Genomic DNA, 16,741 nt, shown 5'->3' on the forward strand with positions numbered 1-16,741 from the left:
ATGGATCTCAAGTTTGAAGAAATAGTTGCACAACTTAAAAAAAACGATTTTGCCAAGGTTTACTTTCTCTTCGGAGAAGAACCTTGGTTCGCTGATTATATTACCGATTACATTGTCGAACATGCATTAAAAAAGGAAGAAAAAGACTTCAATTTAAGCATCCTATATGGTCGCGACATCGATGCCATGGATATTGTCCATGCGGCGCGCCGGTACCCGATGATGGCACCCCGGCAAGTGGTAATCGTCAAAGAAGCACAAAACATAAAAAAATTTGATCCGCTGATTTCCTATCTGAAAGCTCCGGCACCTTCCACCGTTTTGGTAATCAACTATCGCGACAAATTCGACCAGCGGTCAAAAGTATGGAAGGAGTTCACCCCAAAGGAGTTCATTACCCTGGAAACAAAAAAATTATATGACAACAAGGCAGCACAATGGATCACCAAATATCTAAAAAACAAAAATTTAGACATTGACCCTAAGGCTACCCTGATGTTGGTGGAACATCTGGGCTCCGATCTCAGCAAAATTGTTAAAGCACTCGACAAACTTATAGTTGCCGTTGGGCCGGAAGTAAAAACCATTACCTCTGCTCATGTGGATGAATATGTTGGTATCAGCAAAGATTACAACACGTTCGAACTACAAAAAGCCATCATCTACGGCAACATAGTCAAGGCCAACCAAATAGCCCATATTTTCGGACAAAACCCCAAAGAAACGCCAATACCGGCCATCACCGGTTTGTTATTTATTTTTTTCAGAAATTTGCTGACCTATCATGTCACCCCGGACAAAAGCCAAAAAAACATTGCAACACTTCTGAAGATCCACCCCTATTTTGTAAAAGATTATCAGACGGCAGCACGTCGTTTCAATTGGGCTAAAACCAGACAGGTCATTTCTTTGCTGCGAGAATATGACATGCGCTCTAAAGGTTTTAACAACAATTCTGCTTCAGAAGGAGAACTCCTGCAAGAGATGATCTTTAAAATCATGCATTAAATTTGATGTAAATCTGAAAGATAATCAGAGGATGTGATGGGCCATGTTGAGAGTGTCGGCAAAGCGGAATGAGAAACCTCCTTGCCATAATCGATAGAATCAAAAAACCAAAGACGTATCATGAATCTAAGTTTAAATATCAACCTAATTATTATCATCGTCGTTTCACTCATCAGTATTGCTGGATTTAGCCGTCCGGTAATCGTTGATCGACTCCGCTTCAATGCCTGGCAGATTATAAATCGCAATGAGTATTACAGGATGCTCTCCTACGGATTGGTTCACGGCAGCTGGATGCATCTTCTGATCAATATGTTTGTCCTTTACTCCTTTGGAGAGGCGGTTCTTTATTACTTCAAAGCTGCATTTGTTACCGGCGCGGCGATCAGATACCTCATTCTGTTTGTTAGTGCTCTGGGCATCTCTACTCTGGCCACTCTGATAAAAGAAAAAGACAACCCTCATTACAACGCGGTAGGAGCTTCGGGGGCAGTATCGGCGGTTGTTTTCTCGTCGATCCTTTTTGCTCCCTACAACCCCATATTGTTTTTTGGAATTATACCTGTTCCGGGGATTATTTTTGGTGTTCTCTACCTGATATATTCCAAATCCATGGCCGGTAAAAACCTCGACAATATTGGACATGATGCCCACTATTACGGTGCGCTTTATGGTCTTATTTTCCCTATTCTTTATGAACCCTCACTGGCCATTCATTTCTTCAATCGGCTAATGAGTTTCAATTTCTGATACCATGCCACCCTCCAATAAAAAATACCTAATACTCAACGGCCATCAATACGAAACCGGAAAAGCACTCTTCTCCTCCAATAACAGAGCCTTTCGCTACGGTGACGGTCTATTTGAAACCATCCGGTGTCATAAAACAGAACCCCTTTTTTTCGACGACCACTACGCACGATTACTAAGAGGTATGGCCACCCTGAAAATATCTGTTTCGGGACTGCCCTCTATGGAAATATTCAAAACAAACATTGAACGACTCATCGTTCGCAACCGAATATTTTATGATGCCAGAGTACGAATCTCTGTTTTTCGACGGGATGGAGGATTATATACTCCCGAAACCAACACCCCGGCTTGGCTTATCGAAGCAACTCCGCTCCCCCATAAGGGTTTTCTATTAAATGAAGAAGGCTTAAGAATCGGGGCCTTCGATGGATTCCCAAAAGTATGGAACCTTACCGCCCCTTTCAAAACACTTTCTTCAACACCCAATATCCTCGCCGGCATATATAAAAAAGAAAACCATTGGGACGACTGCCTGATCCTGAATCAAAATAAAAAATGGATTGAATCCATCAGCTCCAATCTCTTCTGGACCAAAGATCAGGTGTTGAAAACACCATCCATTTCTTCCGGTTGTGTTGATGGCGTCATGCGAAGGCAAATACTGAGGTTTGCAGCCCTAAACAACATCCCGGTACTAGAAACGCCTGGGGCAACAAAAGAAGAACTACTGAATGCCGATGAACTTTTTCTTAGCAATGCCATTAACGGCGTCAGATGGATAGTCGCTTTCGAAAACAAACGGTACTTCAACCGGTTACCAAAAGCGATCACAAGATGGCTCAACGAAGAAATTTCAAAGACAGTGAAATAGCCGGTTATTTTTCCTATAAAAATCTCCCCGGCATAAACTAATTAAACGAGGGGTTTCGAGGAAAGTTGGTCCAGGTTTTATAGTCATCACCCATTTCGTGAATCGCAGTTTCCCAAACATTTTTCACCTCTCGGGTCATTATCAGCTCATCGCGCAAAGTGGAAACCACCCAGCTGTTTTCGGCAATCTCTCCCTCCAGCTGACCGGGCGCCCATCCCGAATAACCCACAAAAAACTTCACTGATTGACTGGTCGCCTCGCCCTGATTAATCATCTTCTTAAGACAATCAAAATCTCCGCCCCAATAGATCGAAGAGGTCACCTTGATAGAACCGGGAAGCCGATCCCCCAGCGTATGTAAAAAACTTAACGTATTGGACGATACAGGCCCTCCGACAAACAACTCTCCTTCAAAACTCAATATATCATCCACTATCTCATCAGGATAGAGTTCGGTCGGCTTATTCAGGACAAACCCTACGGTGCCCTCTTCATTATGCTCTGTCAGCAAAACAATGGATCGCCCAAAATAGGGACCCTGCAAAAATGGTTCGGCGATCAGCACCCTGCCTACCTCCGGTTTTAAATTGGTGCGCGAAGGCTGGAATATATTGAAATCTAAATTTTTCATGTTCGCTCTATTTTTCTGTATTAGAGATTACTACTCTCCATCAACCAATATACAATTATTTTCTGTTGATCAATAGAACTCTCCATTATGGATGTATATCAATTGACAAGAATCTTCATCAAAACAACTGATTCCTATTCTATTTAAGCATAAAACGTGCAAATACGCCACAACCTCATATCTGTTTCCCAATTCACACCATTCTGCTTGCACCAATAAAACCCATTATTTCGATTTGTTTTGACTTATTAAAACATTACATCCGTTATCTAAAATAAGCAAAAAACCTACCGATGCCAAAAGTTTGCCCCTTAAAAACATTCATTTGTCAAATATAACGCCCCTCTTAAAACCAAAAGGTAGAATTTACATGTTTAATTACATAGATTTGCAATTATGAGTATTTGCTACTCTTTATAAACCCGAAATCCAAAACCCGACTGATATGACTTATATAAACATTCATTCCCAAATCGAAAACAACATCTTCCACCAACAGTACTTTGTGTAACAACGATTACATATTTTTTGACATGTATAGAATGCAGGCTGCCAAACCAAACATCAATCCAAACAACAAATCAACAATGACGTTCAGATCAAATTTACTTAAAGTGACCGGAACAATGGTCCTGCCAATCTTTCTCTTTCTGGCAAGCTGCCAAGGGCCCGGCAAAATGGTTTACCTGAAAAATGCCTCCAAAGAGGATACTACACTTGTTTTTAAAAACCCGCACAAAGAATACAAAATCGCAATCAATGATGTGCTTTATGTAAGAGTCCTCACCGGTAATCCGGAAATATCCGCACTTTACAACAACCTTCCTGCTTCGGGATTCAGCATATCCATGAGTTCGGAAGCCGACCAATACATCAATGGTTTCACGGTCGACAAGACCGGGCATATCAAGTTGCCCGTCCTCGGGTCGGTGGCCGTTAAAGGGCTCTCTCTTTTTGACGCCGAACAACAAATCCAACGCCTTGCCGACCAGTATCTGATTGATGCGACAGTCATCGTTCGATTACTCAACTACAAAGTCACCGTACTGGGTGAAGTTTCGCAACCCGGGGTTTACAGTCACTACAATGATCAAATGACCATTCTTCAGGCAATTGGTAAGGCTGGTGATATTACCGACCTCGGAGACAAACGCAATATTATGGTCATCCGTTCTGTGCCTCAAGGACAGATTTCATATCAAGTAGACCTTACCCAAAAAGACCTTCTTTCATCTCCGGCCTATTTTGTTAAACCCAATGATGTAATCTATGTTAAGCCTTCTGGAAGTAAAGCTTTTCGCATCAACCTCCCAATCATGTCCATCTTTCTCTCATCGCTGACAACCCTTATTGTCCTATTGCAATATTTTGACAATCAATAAGTGACCAATAACTACGCGCAACAATGATGCATAACGATTACATAAAAAATTCCAGAGCGGAAAGCGATACCTTTTCAGGAACACGATCACCGGAATTAACCCGATTGCTCGAAAGATTATTGGGGAAATGGTATTTCTTTGCTTTTGGCCTATTATTGGCATGGACAATGGCTTTCGTAATCAACAAATTCTCTCACCCTCTCTATAAAGGAAACACCACTCTTCTGATCCGTTCCGAGCAAACCAAACCCATTGGTGCCCAAGCCCTGATCCGCGACCTCTCATTCGATACCCGCGATAACATTCGCAACCAAATCGGCATTCTTAAATCCTATTCCCTGGCCAAACGAACTTTGCAAGACCTTGACTTGGAAATAAGCTTCCATAAAACCCCCAGATTCTTGGGTGTAGGACGAATCAATGCGCTCTCAAGAAACATTTATCAGAATTCCCCCATAGTGGTCAAGACATCTCCCCTAAGCCACAAGTTGATGGAGGTACCGTTTTTTATCCATATCCTTTCCCCTCAAAAATATATTTTGGAGGTAAACACCACCATCAACGGACAACTGCTGACGAAAACCGACACACTCTCCTTCGGACAGGTCGTAAACAATCCATACTATTCTTTTTCAATCCATTGGAAAAACAACCCCAAGACGCAATTCGAAACACATAAAGAGGAATTCAGAAAGTACGATTACAGCTTCATGTTTCATGACATTGAGAAACTTGCAGCCATCTACGCACAAAAATTAAAAGTCAATTTCTATTTTGATGATGCCTCCATCCTGGAGTTAAGTCTGGAAGACAAGCACCCCAAACTGGTAGCAGATTTCCTGAATCAACACACCCGATCATTTATTGAAAGCGGACTCGAAGAAAAAAACAGAATTGCCAATGCCACCATTCAGTTCATCGATAATCAAATCAGTGGAATTTCCGATTCCCTCCAGGCTGCTGAGTCCGACTTTCAAAAGTTCCGGTCTCAAAACAAACTCATCAACATCAGCTCGGAAGGCAATTTTGCCATGGAAAAACTGGAAACACTGGTTACCGAAAAAAGCAACCTGCAACGCATGCTGAAATATTTTGAATACCTCTACGAGTATATTCAAACCAAAACCGAATTTAATGATATTATAGTCCCCTCTACCATGGGCATCTCCGACCAGTCGCTCAACCGGCTGGTCACGAATCTGGCAGAAGCCTATTCGGCCCGAAACCGCCTTTTAATGACAACCCGGGAAAGCAGTCCCCAGGTCCGACAAATCAACAGCGAAATTGAATCCATCCGGCACGCCCTGATCGAAAACGTTCGTAACATTATCAACACCTCTCAAATCGAAATGGAGCAAATCAATCAACAGATTGAAGAAGTGAATAAACAGATACAAAAACTTCCGGGAACCGAAAGAAAATACATCAACATTCAACGTGATTTTCAGCTCAACGACAACATTTATACTTTCCTGCTTCAGAAACGAGCAGAAGCAGGAATTGCTCTGGCATCAAACATCCCCGATCACAAAATCATCGACCCCGCCTATGAACGCAACATCTATCAAACCACGCCTCGGCCTACTGCCAACCTGGTGGTAGCAACCCTTTTGGGCCTCATCCTCCCGGCGTTGATTCTAATTCTGGGCAACAGCCTCAACACCCGGATCACTGCAGGGTATGTGGTAGAAGACCATACCCCGGTCCCCGTTTTGGGGTACATCGAACACGACTCATACAGCGAAAAGATTCCCGTCATTCAGCATCCGGCCTCTCCTTTGGCCGAATCGTTCAGGGCTCTGAGAACCAATATCGAGTTCATGCTGGGAAAGAACGCCTCATCACCCGTAATTGCCGTTACCTCCTCTGTCTCGGGAGAAGGTAAATCTTTTTGTTCGGCCAATCTGGGAGCAATTCTCGCCATTACCGAAAAGAAGGTGCTGGTGGTAGGAATGGACCTTAGAAAACCTCAAACCCACAAGGAATTTATGGTAGAAAACAACAGCGGATTAAGCAATTTTCTTCTGGGTTCCTCTTCGTTTCAGCAGGTGGTTCAAAACACCAGTATCGACGGATTAAGCATCGTCACCTCAGGACCCGTACCACCCAATCCGGCAGAGCTGCTTCAATCGGACAGAATGACTGAATTTCTTCAATCGGCCAGGGAACGGTTCGATGTGATTATCCTTGACACCCCTCCTTTGGCTCTGGTCTCCGACACCCTCCTCATTACAGGAACGGCGGACCTTACCCTCTTCGTAGTCCGTCAGAGATATTCACGAAAACAAGCCATCGAGTTTCTCAACCACCTGGCTGAAGCTGGTCGAATCAAAAAAAGCGGCATACTGGTCAACGACGTCATTACGCCTAAAGGCTACAGCTCAATTTCTCAGTATGGCTATGGATATGGCTATGGCCGGTATAAAAAAAGCGGCTATTACAGTTAGTTGACTTTATTTACCGAATTGGTGACGGTGAGTCCGATCAGCCGATCGTAGCGCTGGCCGGTGGGCTTGTAATAAACCAATATAAGATAGTCGTTCTCTGCTCGGCCGAAACTCCCTTCAACAGGTGCCACGGATTTCCCGCCTTCTCCATTCTCAACCACATACTGATAGTTATAATAACCTTGCTTCAGAAGGAGTGTCAAATGATACAAATCATCTTCAGCACTGTAAATCATCCGCGAGCCGGCATCCAGCATCCAATTGTTCAGAGCCCCTGTTAAGTAAACATGGGTATTGTTCAGGGGAGGCTGCCACGACAAGGAGAAATGAACAAAGGCGTAATCGGCCGACACCGATGGATCACCCTCCTCCTGCACATCAATATAATATCGGCCGTTAAAATCATCATGATAATAATAGGACTTTTCTTGGTGCGATTCATCCGTAAAAACCTGAATGTGATAAAAGGGATCGGAAAAAGTGATATCCCGAACATGATCCGACTGAAACCGGTAACTCCTTAAATCCACCCAACGAAATTCATTTCCCCCTTCAAACACCACCTCTCGGTTATAATTAAAATCCATCACATCATTTCCGAAAAATAATGGTCGAAGCCCGGTAATAGCATTGTCGGTCCTCCCGTTCTGCCGGATGGTGACACTCACTTCGCTGGAAGGGTCCATGATGGTCAGCCCCGGATGGTAAACCTTAAAATCTACTTCCTGATAACTGGAACGCCCCGACGACAACATGGTGTATTTTATTTCGGCTTCAATACTCACCGACTGTTCGGTCACATAAAAACGCCGCGTTAGGGCGGGCTGGTCCTGATGCCCTGCTTCGAACACCTTAAGCAAATAATTACCCGACAAAAGCAGCGTTATCTCTTCATTGGGTAAGGACAACTCATAATGGACATAGTCGAAGGTGGTATTAAACGATCGCTGAAAGTTTTCTACCGGAATCATGTCATTGCCCCGAAAATATTCTGTGGGCATCAACACCGACGGGCTCCAATCCGAGTCACAATACTCCACGGTATAGTAGTAGTTTTTTATTTCAGTCCCCAGCTCATCGAAAGAGAGAAATAACTTCTGACCGGCATTAAGTTCGATAAATGGGTAGGACATGGGCCACCCCTGTCGATGAAACTTCACTGTTTTAATATTGGGGCCATTTATTTCCGGTTCTGCAACTTTTTCATAACCACGGGCAGACACCAACGACCAATTCAAGAAAAAAACTAACACCAAAAAATTAAAGAAATTTTTACGCAAATAATCAGAACCAAAGGCGGCTGCCGATTGTTTGGGCAATGTGAAAAAGTTATAAATGCTCATTTTGAAGTGGTTTCATTTCCCTTTAAAGTGCTCTAAAGTGATAAATTTAGCTATTTTTGCAGGCAAATTCAAAACCGTTTTAAAAACATGTCTGAGGTAATTAAAATAAAAAAAGGATTGGATATCCCGCTCAAAGGCAAGTCTAACAAAGTCTTTGGTCAGGCCCAATTACCCGATTTGTTTGCCATAAAACCGACTGATTTTCAAGGGGTGGTTCCCAAAATGGTTATCAAAGAAGGTGAGAAGGTAAAGGCGGGTTCGGTATTGTTTTTCGACAAGAACCAACCCGATGTGAAATTTGTTTCGCCGGTTAGCGGTCAGCTCCAGAGTATCATTCGGGGCGAACGACGCAAAATTCTGGAAGTCGTCATTAAAGCTGACGGAACAAACGAAGCCGTTGACTTTGGTCAGGAAGACATTGCTTCCCTGAACCGGGATGATGTGGTAGCAAAGATGCAAAATGCCGGTGCCTGGCCCTATTTGCGCAGAAGGCCATACAATGTACTGGCAAAAAAAGATGACAACCCCAAGGCCATCTTCATCTCTGCGTTTGACACTGCGCCTCTGGCGCCCGACTATGATTTTGTGATGACCGGTTGCGAAGAAGATTTTCAGGCCGGGATCGATGTATTAAAAAGGCTTTGTGACAACATCCATATCGGCATCAATGCCGATGCAGCATCCAAGCTTTTTATCAACACCAAAGGAGTTCAACTCCACCGGTTCAAAGGTCCTCATCCCGCAGGTAATGTAGGGGTACAAATTCACCACGTAATGCCCATCAACAAAGGAGAAGTGGTATGGACCGTGCAACCTCAGGAAGTGGCGGCCATTGGGAAACTATTTACCACCGGAAAACACGATTTCTCCCGCATCATTGTGGTCGCGGGTTCGGAAATTAAAAAACCGGCCTATTTCCGCACCATCTTGGGCGCAAGTGCTAAACCCTACCTCAACGACAACATCAATACCGATCAACACGTACGTATCGTCAGTGGAAATGTGCTCACCGGAACGCAAATCCCGGAAGATGGTTATATCGGCTTTTACCATTCTCAAATAACGGCCATCCCCGAAGGCGATGAATTCGAATTTATGGGATGGGCAAAACCGGGCTTTGGAAAATTCAGTGTCTCCAGATCTTACTTCAGCTGGTTAAAACCCAAAAAAGAATACCAACTGAGTGCCAACATGCAGGGAGGAAAACGTCCTTTCGTAGTCTCCGGACTTTACGAAAAAGTTCTGCCCATGGATATTCTGCCGGAGCATCTTTTCAAGTCTATCCTGGTAGAAGACATCGACAAGATGGAACAATTAGGCATCTATGAGCTGGCAGAAGAAGACGTAGCGCTTTGTGAATTTGTTTGTCCTTCAAAGATGAATTTGCAAAAAATACTGCGCACCGGCATCGATTTGATGATTAAAGAACTGGGCTAATAGAGCCGCAACTCTTTTATTTTAATGTTTTGACCATATTACGAGTTCGATAAAACAACAAACAAACACTTTCGAATGAAGGCATTACGAAATTATATTGATAAGATCAAACCCCACTTTGAAAAAGGTGGGAAATATGAAAAGCTGCAATCCACATTCGAAGCATTCGAGACTTTGTTATTTGTCCCGAATACGACCAATAAAAACGGAGTGCATGTTCGCGATGCCATGGATATGAAACGAACCATGGCCGCAGTTATTATTGCCCTGATACCGGCATTACTTTTCGGTATTTGGAATTCGGGCTACCAACATTTTCTGGCTACCGGACAAGATCCGGATTTCTGGCCGGTCTTTGGGCACGGTTTACTGAAAGTTTTCCCCATCATTGTGGTTTCATATGTTACGGGGTTGGCAATAGAGTTTATTTTTGCTCAGATTCGGGGACACGAAGTAAACGAAGGCTTCCTGGTTTCGGGAATGCTTATTCCGCTGGTTCTTCCCGTCGATGTGCCATTGTGGATGGTAGCAGTAGCCACCGCCTTTGCAGTAGTAATTGGGAAAGAAGTCTTTGGTGGCACAGGAATGAACATCTGGAACCCTGCCCTTTTGGCTAGGGCTTTTTTGTTTTTCTCCTATCCGGCCTATATGTCGGGCGATGCAATCTGGATCAGCGGACTCTCAAAAGGGGAGGGTATTGTTGACGGATTCTCAGGGGCTACCGCTCTGGGGGCTGCCGTTACCACCGGCGACATCGATAAATTCTCGTTCCTCGACAGCTTTTTGGGTTTCATCCCCGGCTCCATCGGAGAAACGTCTACCTTGGCGATACTTCTGGGCGCCGCCTTTCTCATTTATACCGGGATAGGCAGCTGGCGGATCATTCTTTCGGTTTTTGTCGGAGGATTTCTTATGGCGCTTGGTTTTAATGCCATCGGATCAACCCCATTGATGCAAATACCGGCCTGGCATCATCTGGTCCTCGGCGGATTTGCTTTTGGCGCCGTATTCATGGCTACCGATCCCGTCTCGGCCACCAGAACCAACAAAGGAAAATATATCTATGGCTTCCTAATTGGGGTGTTAAGTATCATGATCAGAGTGTTCAACCCCGCTTATCCCGAGGGTGTCATGCTGGCCATTCTGCTGATGAATACTTTTGCACCACTGATTGACCATTTTGTTGTAGAGGGCAACATCAAACGTCGCCTGAAAAGAGCAAGTATAACCGCATAACAATTGATATAATGGACAGACAAGGAAATAAATATACTTTTCTTTATGCTTCGGTGATGGTAATAGTGGTAGCAACACTGCTGGCTTTTGTTTCAGAAGCCCTCTCGCCCATCCAGAAAAAAAATGAAGAAGAGGCTAAAATGGCAGATATTCTCAGGTCAGTTAATATTCAAAGCACCACTGACAACGTGGCAGATCAATACAAAAAGTATATCGGCGACAATGTATTCATCGTTTCCTTCGAGGGTGAACGACAAAATGCCGATGCAAAAGCGGCTTTTAACATCGACCTGAGCAAAGAAATCAGAAAACCGCTTAGCGACCGACAATATCCTGTTTACGAATGTCACCTCGACAATGGGGACGTTAAATACATCCTTCCCGTTAGAGGTGCCGGTCTTTGGGGACCCATCTGGGGATATATCGCGCTCAATGAAGATAAAAACACCATCTACGGAACTACTTTTTCTCACAAAGGTGAAACACCCGGGCTGGGTGCCGAAATAGCAACGGAAGCTTTTCAAGACCAATTCAAAGGCAAAACCATTTTCGACCAAAGCGGAAAGATGGTTTCTGTTCAGGTCATGAAAGGTGGCGCGCCCGACAACGACCCCCATGGCGTAGATGCCATCTCTGGAGGAACCATCACCAGCAGGGGCGTGGAAACCATGCTGAAAGATTATTTTAGTGGTTACGAAGCATTTTTAAAAAAATAAAATAGAGAACTATGAGTAGTGAAAAAGAACCTTTGTTCTCATCGAAGAACCTGAAACTTTTAACCAGTCCACTGGGTAGCCAGAACCCCATTACCGTTCAGGTGTTGGGTATCTGCTCCGCACTGGCGGTTACGGCCAAACTGGAACCGGCCATTGTGATGTCGCTTTCAGTGATCTTTGTTCTGATCTTTTCAAACCTTATTATATCATTAATCAGAAATACCATTCCTTCGCGGATCCGCATTATTGTCCAGCTGACCATTGTGGCTTCTCTGGTTATTTTGGTGGATCAGGTACTAAAAGCTTTTGCTTATGAAGTGAGCAAACAGTTGTCTGTATTTGTGGGATTGATCATTACCAACTGTATCATCATGGGCCGGCTGGAAGCCTTTGCCCTGGGTAACAAACCATGGCCTTCCGTATTGGACGGACTCGGTAACGGTGCCGGTTATGGCATCATTCTCGTTATTGTTGCCTTTTTCCGTGAATTGCTGGGAACCGGAACACTCACACTCCCCGGCATCGGAGAGCTGCAGGTCATTCCCGATTTCCTCTACAAGGCCGGATATGTCAATAACGGACTGATGATTCTTCCACCCATGGCCCTGATCACGGTGGGTATCATCATTTGGGTGCAACGCAGCAAAAACAAAGATTTAATTGACGTCAGTTAAATCCATAAGCGTTATTACCCCACGTTATTGAACCTACCCTTTTAGTATCGGATATATTAAAATCAATTAATCAAAGAAAAATGGAAAATCTGCTAAATATATTTGTAAAGTCCATTTTCATCGAGAACATGATCTTTGCCTATTTCCTGGGCATGTGTTCTTACCTGGCGGTTTCCAAAACCGTTAAGACATCTTTTGGACTTGGCGTTGCAGTCGTTTTTGTATTAAGCATCACTGTACCTGTCAACTATTTATTAGAGAACTTCATCTTGAAAGAAGGGGCTTTAAGCTGGTTGGGTGAAGACTTCGCCAACATCGATCTGAGCTTTCTCAGCTTCATCATGTTTATTGCCGTGATTGCCTCCATGGTTCAACTGGTGGAAATGATCGTCGAGAAATTTGCTCCGGCACTATACACCTCTCTGGGTATTTTTCTTCCCTTGATTGCGGTGAACTGTGCCATCCTTGGTGGTTCTCTTTTCATGCAGGAGCGTGCTTATGCCAACATTGGTGAAGCAGCCGTTTTCGGGTTTGGTTCTGGAATCGGTTGGCTTTTGGCCATCGTCGGCATTGCGGCCATACGTGAAAAAATCAGGTATTCGGATATACCCGCTCCGCTGCGTGGACTCGGTATCACCTTTATTATCACAGGCCTGATGGGCATTGCTTTTATGAGTTTCATGGGTATTCAACTTTAAAAAAGAGCACGCTAAAATGAATTTATTAGTTATTTCAACACAAGTAATCGTTACCAGTGCGGTAGTCTTTTTGACGGTGATAATATTGTTGGTTTCGATTCTTCTTTTTGCCAAGAAAAAACTAACCCCGCAGGGAAAAGTCACCATCGACATTAACAACGGTGAAAAAACACTGGAAGTAGATAGTGGACAATCCTTATTGACAGCACTGGGAAACAATAAAATTTTCCTGCCCTCGGCATGTGGTGGAGGGGGTACTTGTGCCATGTGTCGCTGTCAGGTACACGATGGTGCCGGTTCCATTTTGCCAACCGAAACGGGCCATTTCACCCGAAAAGAGCAAATGAATGACTGGCGTCTGGCCTGTCAGGTCAAGGTGCGCGACAACATCAAAATGGAAATTCCTCAGGAAATTCTGGGAATCAAAAAATGGGAATGTACCGTCGTATCCAATAAAAATGTGGCCACCTTTATCAAAGAATTTGTGGTTCAACTGCCGGAAAATGAATCCCTCGACTTTAAGTCGGGTGGATATATCCAAATCGATGTCCCGAAAATTGATGTCGACTTCAAGGATATCGAAGTACAGGAAGAATTCCGCGGCGACTGGGAGAAATTCAAGATGTTCGACCTCAAGATGCATAATCCGGAACCTACCTTTAGGGCCTATTCCATGGCCAACCATCCGGCCGAAGACAACATCATCATGTTGAATGTGCGGATTGCAACCCCACCCTTCGACCGCGTTAACGGTGGTTTCCAGAAAGTCAACCCGGGAGTTTGTTCATCCTATATCTTCTCGCGCAAACCCGGCGATAAGGTTACCATTTCCGGACCTTACGGCGAATTCTTCCTGAAAGAAACCAACCGTGAAATGATGTTTATTGGTGGGGGTGCCGGAATGGCCCCCATGCGCTCACACATCTTTCACCTGTTCCATTCCATGAAAACCGACCGTAAAGTCAGCTTCTGGTATGGTGCCCGGTCAAAAAGAGAAATCTTCTACTATGATGATTTCCACAACATCCAGGAGAATTTCGACAACTTTAACTTCACCATCGCGCTCTCCGAACCACTGCCCGAAGATAACTGGGACGGCCCCACAGGCTTTATTCACTCGGTCATCTTTGAAGAATATCTCAGCAAACACGAAGAGCCGGAAGAGATCGAATACTATCTTTGCGGACCCCCTATGATGATCGCTGCCGTTCAAAAAATGCTTTACGATCTGGGTGTACCGGAAGAAATGATCATGTTTGACGATTTCGGATCATAACAAAACATCGCGCAGGAATTAAACCCCTGTATCGATTAATAGTTTCCGGTCGCTTCACCGAAGTTTTAAGGATTGCCACCATGCCACCACGCTGATCTGACAATGAACCGTCTCCGGCTCTCTTGTTGGAACCAAAAAGCTCAATCAATTGGTTGAAGGCCCTTAAAACCTCGATGAAGCGACCCTTTTTTTTGAACTACGGATTATTTCTTTCCCTTGCATTAAGATCTAATGCGAGGCTTATAGACCACCCTAATACCGAAAAACAGGAACGTATCATTTCAGGCAATTCTAGAGAGCAATGAAACGAGCATGACCAACTAAGTTTGTCACAACAAGAGAATGTATAAAACTTAAGATCATGCGAGTTGCATCAGACCAATGATTTAACCTAATTTTATACTGATGAAAAAGCATCCTTATTCCTTTAGGCATATTACACTGCCAATCATCCTGGTGTTAATGGTTGTCGCCTGCTCCCCCCGGGAAAAGTGGGTCAAAAACCAAGGGTCGGTTTTCGGTACTTATTACCATTTAATCTATAAGAGCCCACAAGGAAAAGATCTGAATAAAGCGGTTCTGGCGGCACTCGACTCGGTCAACAGTGCTCTTTCCACCTACGACACTTTATCCGTTATTTCCCGCTTTAATCGGTCAAAAAACGGCATTATCGAGAACAACATTCATTTCAATACGGTCCTCTCTGCCGGCCGAACCATTACCAAAGCTACCGACGGAGCTTTCGACATGACCGTTGCGCCATTGGTGAATGCCTGGGGCTTTGGCTTCTCAAAAAAACAGTCCATTACCCCAACCCTCATCGATTCCTTGCTATCGCTGGTGGGTATGCAACAAGTACAAATTCGTGGAGATTCCCTCATTAAAAAAATTCCCGGTCTCATGATCGATGCTTCTGCCATCGCCAAAGGCTACGGCGTGGATATGGCCGCTAAAGTGCTGGAACAACACGGCTGTACCAACTATCTGGTGGAAATCGGGGGTGAAATATTCTCGAAAGGAAGAAACCAAAAAAACGAACCATGGCGCATCGGAATCGACAAACCCATTGACGACCCTTCCGCCTCAAAACGCGAAATACAAGTTGTTATTAAACTCTCGGGAAAAGCGATGGCAACCAGTGGCAACTACCGACAATTCTATATCGACGAAAAAACAGGAAGGAAATATGCCCATACCATCGATCCCCGGTCGGGAATGCCCGTACAACATTCTCTGCTGAGTGCATCGGTCATTACCGACAACTGTATGACGGCTGACGCCTATGCGACGGCTTGTATGGTTTTGGGGCTCGAAAAAAGCTTGGACCTCTTCTGTCACCACCCCGATCTGGAAGGTTATTTTATCTACGATACCCCGGAAGGAATGAAGACGGCAACGACTCCGGGATTCAAAAAATACATGGACGGGGAGTAATCCCCATCAATAAAGTTGTTAATCTATCGCCACAACCAAAGCTTAACGGCTCGCCGTTTCACAGCTTTCGGCACCGGCACTACAGCCACACGAACCGCCGCTACAGGTCGTTAGTGTGGCATCTTTTTTAAAGAAGCTTTTGACGGCCAGCCCGGCTACTGCCAAGCCTACCATAACAATGCTTATTCCTATCACTATTAATACTGTGCTCATAGTCATCCTCCTCTTTCTTTTTTTAGTTTCACACCTTCTCTCCGCCCCTCATTCACACCACAAAGATACAACATTTTAATTTCGGACCCAAACATCTCTTTTGGTTGGACAGGTATAAAAGGTGGAAGGGTAGAAAGGTGGAAGGGTAGAAAGGAATCATTCTTTCACCCCATTCAGCCATTCTACCCTCCTACCATTCTACCCTCCTACCATCCTACCTTTCTATCAGTCTATTCTTTCAACAAATGCCGACGGTCTTTTTCCTCCATTTTAATGGTAGAAGAGGCGCAGTATATACCACGCTTTGCCATCTCCTTATTTCCCCCAATGTGTGTATGGGGAAACTGTCCGTTCTTCTTCAAAAGAATACGAACGGCAAATAAAATAAAAACTAACCCTACCAGAAGAACACTAAGAATCAATAAAAGAAGAAGTTTCGATATCATTTCCAATCATTTAGCTGGCCCCAAAATTACAAAAAATATAGGGATCTAAACATTATTCACCAAATTAGTGTTTGGATATTTAGAACAGGAAGAAGGGATTTCGTTTACGGGTTTTTTTATCCGCCCCCGGCCGGGCCCATAGAACCTCGACCATTGATATTTCGTATTTGATATTT

Annotated in this window: 16 protein-coding genes; 12 read left to right on the top strand and 4 right to left on the bottom strand. The window is 44.2% G+C overall.

What is annotated here, in order from left to right; all coding sequences use genetic code 11:
- From holA to ACT29H_RS07590, 3 genes are all read left to right on the top strand, one after another.
- Complete coding sequence (holA, locus tag ACT29H_RS07580) at window positions 1-1,008, top strand: DNA polymerase III subunit delta (RefSeq protein WP_444821014.1); 1,008 nt, start codon at window positions 1-3, stop codon at window positions 1,006-1,008.
- Window positions 1,009-1,128: 120 nt separating this feature from the next.
- The gene (locus ACT29H_RS07585) at window positions 1,129-1,758 is read left to right on the top strand and encodes a rhomboid family intramembrane serine protease (protein ID WP_444821015.1); all 630 of its coding nucleotides are present in this window, start codon (window positions 1,129-1,131) and stop codon (window positions 1,756-1,758) included.
- A 4-nt stretch (window positions 1,759-1,762) separates the two neighbouring features.
- Window positions 1,763-2,632, top strand: coding sequence for an aminotransferase class IV (locus ACT29H_RS07590; protein WP_444821016.1), 870 nt, complete (start codon window positions 1,763-1,765; stop codon window positions 2,630-2,632).
- A 37-nt stretch (window positions 2,633-2,669) separates the two neighbouring features.
- Here ACT29H_RS07590 and ACT29H_RS07595 read toward each other — a convergent pair whose 3' ends face one another.
- The gene (locus ACT29H_RS07595) at window positions 2,670-3,263 is read right to left on the bottom strand and encodes a YqgE/AlgH family protein (RefSeq protein ID WP_444821017.1); all 594 of its coding nucleotides are present in this window, start codon (window positions 3,261-3,263) and stop codon (window positions 2,670-2,672) included.
- A 587-nt stretch (window positions 3,264-3,850) separates the two neighbouring features.
- Between ACT29H_RS07595 and ACT29H_RS07600 the strand changes: the two genes are divergently transcribed.
- Together ACT29H_RS07600 and ACT29H_RS07605 are read left to right on the top strand one after the other, a co-directional pair.
- Window positions 3,851-4,645 (top strand): polysaccharide biosynthesis/export family protein, encoded by a 795-nt coding sequence (locus tag ACT29H_RS07600; RefSeq protein WP_444821018.1) that lies wholly within the window; start codon window positions 3,851-3,853, stop codon window positions 4,643-4,645.
- Window positions 4,646-4,668: 23 nt separating this feature from the next.
- Entirely contained in the window at window positions 4,669-7,092 is a 2,424-nt protein-coding gene (locus ACT29H_RS07605; protein ID WP_444821019.1) for a GumC family protein, read from the top strand.
- Here the strand turns inward: ACT29H_RS07605 and ACT29H_RS07610 are convergent.
- Entirely contained in the window at window positions 7,089-8,435 is a 1,347-nt protein-coding gene (locus ACT29H_RS07610) for a type IX secretion system plug protein (protein WP_444821020.1), read from the bottom strand. The two genes, ACT29H_RS07605 and ACT29H_RS07610, sit on opposite strands and share 4 nt — an antisense overlap.
- 87 nt (window positions 8,436-8,522) lie before the next feature.
- Here ACT29H_RS07610 and ACT29H_RS07615 point away from each other — a divergent pair, with 87 nt between their 5' ends.
- From ACT29H_RS07615 to ACT29H_RS07645, 7 genes are all read left to right on the top strand, one after another.
- A complete protein-coding gene (locus tag ACT29H_RS07615; RefSeq protein WP_444821021.1) occupies window positions 8,523-9,872 on the top strand; it encodes a Na(+)-translocating NADH-quinone reductase subunit A in 1,350 nt (449 codons plus the stop codon).
- 75 nt (window positions 9,873-9,947) lie between these two features.
- Window positions 9,948-11,108, top strand: a complete 1,161-nt coding sequence (locus ACT29H_RS07620; protein WP_444821022.1) for an NADH:ubiquinone reductase (Na(+)-transporting) subunit B — start codon at window positions 9,948-9,950, stop codon at window positions 11,106-11,108.
- 11 nt (window positions 11,109-11,119) lie between these two features.
- Window positions 11,120-11,824 carry an NADH:ubiquinone reductase (Na(+)-transporting) subunit C gene (gene nqrC, locus ACT29H_RS07625; protein ID WP_444821023.1) on the top strand — a complete coding sequence of 235 codons (705 nt, stop codon included), beginning with the start codon at window positions 11,120-11,122 and terminating at the stop codon, window positions 11,822-11,824.
- 11 nt (window positions 11,825-11,835) lie between these two features.
- On the top strand, window positions 11,836-12,498 hold the full coding sequence (locus ACT29H_RS07630) for an NADH:ubiquinone reductase (Na(+)-transporting) subunit D (protein ID WP_444821024.1): 663 nt from the start codon (window positions 11,836-11,838) through the stop codon (window positions 12,496-12,498).
- Window positions 12,499-12,578: 80 nt separating this feature from the next.
- A complete protein-coding gene (gene nqrE, locus ACT29H_RS07635) occupies window positions 12,579-13,196 on the top strand; it encodes an NADH:ubiquinone reductase (Na(+)-transporting) subunit E (RefSeq protein ID WP_444821025.1) in 618 nt (205 codons plus the stop codon).
- A 16-nt stretch (window positions 13,197-13,212) separates the two neighbouring features.
- The gene (nqrF, locus tag ACT29H_RS07640) at window positions 13,213-14,472 is read left to right on the top strand and encodes an NADH:ubiquinone reductase (Na(+)-transporting) subunit F (protein WP_444821026.1); all 1,260 of its coding nucleotides are present in this window, start codon (window positions 13,213-13,215) and stop codon (window positions 14,470-14,472) included.
- A 405-nt stretch (window positions 14,473-14,877) separates the two neighbouring features.
- Complete coding sequence (locus ACT29H_RS07645) at window positions 14,878-15,906, top strand: FAD:protein FMN transferase (RefSeq protein ID WP_444821027.1); 1,029 nt, start codon at window positions 14,878-14,880, stop codon at window positions 15,904-15,906.
- A 42-nt stretch (window positions 15,907-15,948) separates the two neighbouring features.
- On the opposite strand, the gene ACT29H_RS07650 is transcribed toward ACT29H_RS07645, so the two are convergent.
- On the bottom strand, window positions 15,949-16,119 hold the full coding sequence (locus tag ACT29H_RS07650) for a hypothetical protein (protein WP_444821028.1): 171 nt from the start codon (window positions 16,117-16,119) through the stop codon (window positions 15,949-15,951).
- A 230-nt stretch (window positions 16,120-16,349) separates the two neighbouring features.
- On the bottom strand, window positions 16,350-16,565 hold the full coding sequence (locus tag ACT29H_RS07655; RefSeq protein WP_444821029.1) for a hypothetical protein: 216 nt from the start codon (window positions 16,563-16,565) through the stop codon (window positions 16,350-16,352).
- Between the last annotated feature and the right edge of the window lie 176 nt (window positions 16,566-16,741).

The sequence above is a fragment of the Thermophagus sp. OGC60D27 genome, assembly GCF_052400625.1.
Taxonomy (GTDB): domain Bacteria; phylum Bacteroidota; class Bacteroidia; order Bacteroidales; family Marinilabiliaceae; genus Thermophagus.

What these genes read in the sequence shown, in the direction of transcription:
- holA (WP_444821014.1), top strand. Translation starts at nt 1, where the DNA reads ATGGATCTCAAGTTTGAAGAAATAGTTGCACAACTTAAAAAAAACGAT.
- ACT29H_RS07585 (WP_444821015.1), top strand. Translation starts at nt 1,129, where the DNA reads ATGAATCTAAGTTTAAATATCAACCTAATTATTATCATCGTCGTTTCA.
- ACT29H_RS07590 (WP_444821016.1), top strand. Translation starts at nt 1,763, where the DNA reads ATGCCACCCTCCAATAAAAAATACCTAATACTCAACGGCCATCAATAC.
- ACT29H_RS07595 (WP_444821017.1), bottom strand. Translation starts at nt 3,263, where the DNA reads ATGAAAAATTTAGATTTCAATATATTCCAGCCTTCGCGCACCAATTTA.
- ACT29H_RS07600 (WP_444821018.1), top strand. Translation starts at nt 3,851, where the DNA reads ATGACGTTCAGATCAAATTTACTTAAAGTGACCGGAACAATGGTCCTG.
- ACT29H_RS07605 (WP_444821019.1), top strand. Translation starts at nt 4,669, where the DNA reads ATGATGCATAACGATTACATAAAAAATTCCAGAGCGGAAAGCGATACC.
- ACT29H_RS07610 (WP_444821020.1), bottom strand. Translation starts at nt 8,435, where the DNA reads ATGAGCATTTATAACTTTTTCACATTGCCCAAACAATCGGCAGCCGCC.
- ACT29H_RS07615 (WP_444821021.1), top strand. Translation starts at nt 8,523, where the DNA reads ATGTCTGAGGTAATTAAAATAAAAAAAGGATTGGATATCCCGCTCAAA.
- ACT29H_RS07620 (WP_444821022.1), top strand. Translation starts at nt 9,948, where the DNA reads ATGAAGGCATTACGAAATTATATTGATAAGATCAAACCCCACTTTGAA.
- nqrC (WP_444821023.1), top strand. Translation starts at nt 11,120, where the DNA reads ATGGACAGACAAGGAAATAAATATACTTTTCTTTATGCTTCGGTGATG.
- ACT29H_RS07630 (WP_444821024.1), top strand. Translation starts at nt 11,836, where the DNA reads ATGAGTAGTGAAAAAGAACCTTTGTTCTCATCGAAGAACCTGAAACTT.
- nqrE (WP_444821025.1), top strand. Translation starts at nt 12,579, where the DNA reads ATGGAAAATCTGCTAAATATATTTGTAAAGTCCATTTTCATCGAGAAC.
- nqrF (WP_444821026.1), top strand. Translation starts at nt 13,213, where the DNA reads ATGAATTTATTAGTTATTTCAACACAAGTAATCGTTACCAGTGCGGTA.
- ACT29H_RS07645 (WP_444821027.1), top strand. Translation starts at nt 14,878, where the DNA reads ATGAAAAAGCATCCTTATTCCTTTAGGCATATTACACTGCCAATCATC.
- ACT29H_RS07650 (WP_444821028.1), bottom strand. Translation starts at nt 16,119, where the DNA reads ATGAGCACAGTATTAATAGTGATAGGAATAAGCATTGTTATGGTAGGC.
- ACT29H_RS07655 (WP_444821029.1), bottom strand. Translation starts at nt 16,565, where the DNA reads ATGATATCGAAACTTCTTCTTTTATTGATTCTTAGTGTTCTTCTGGTA.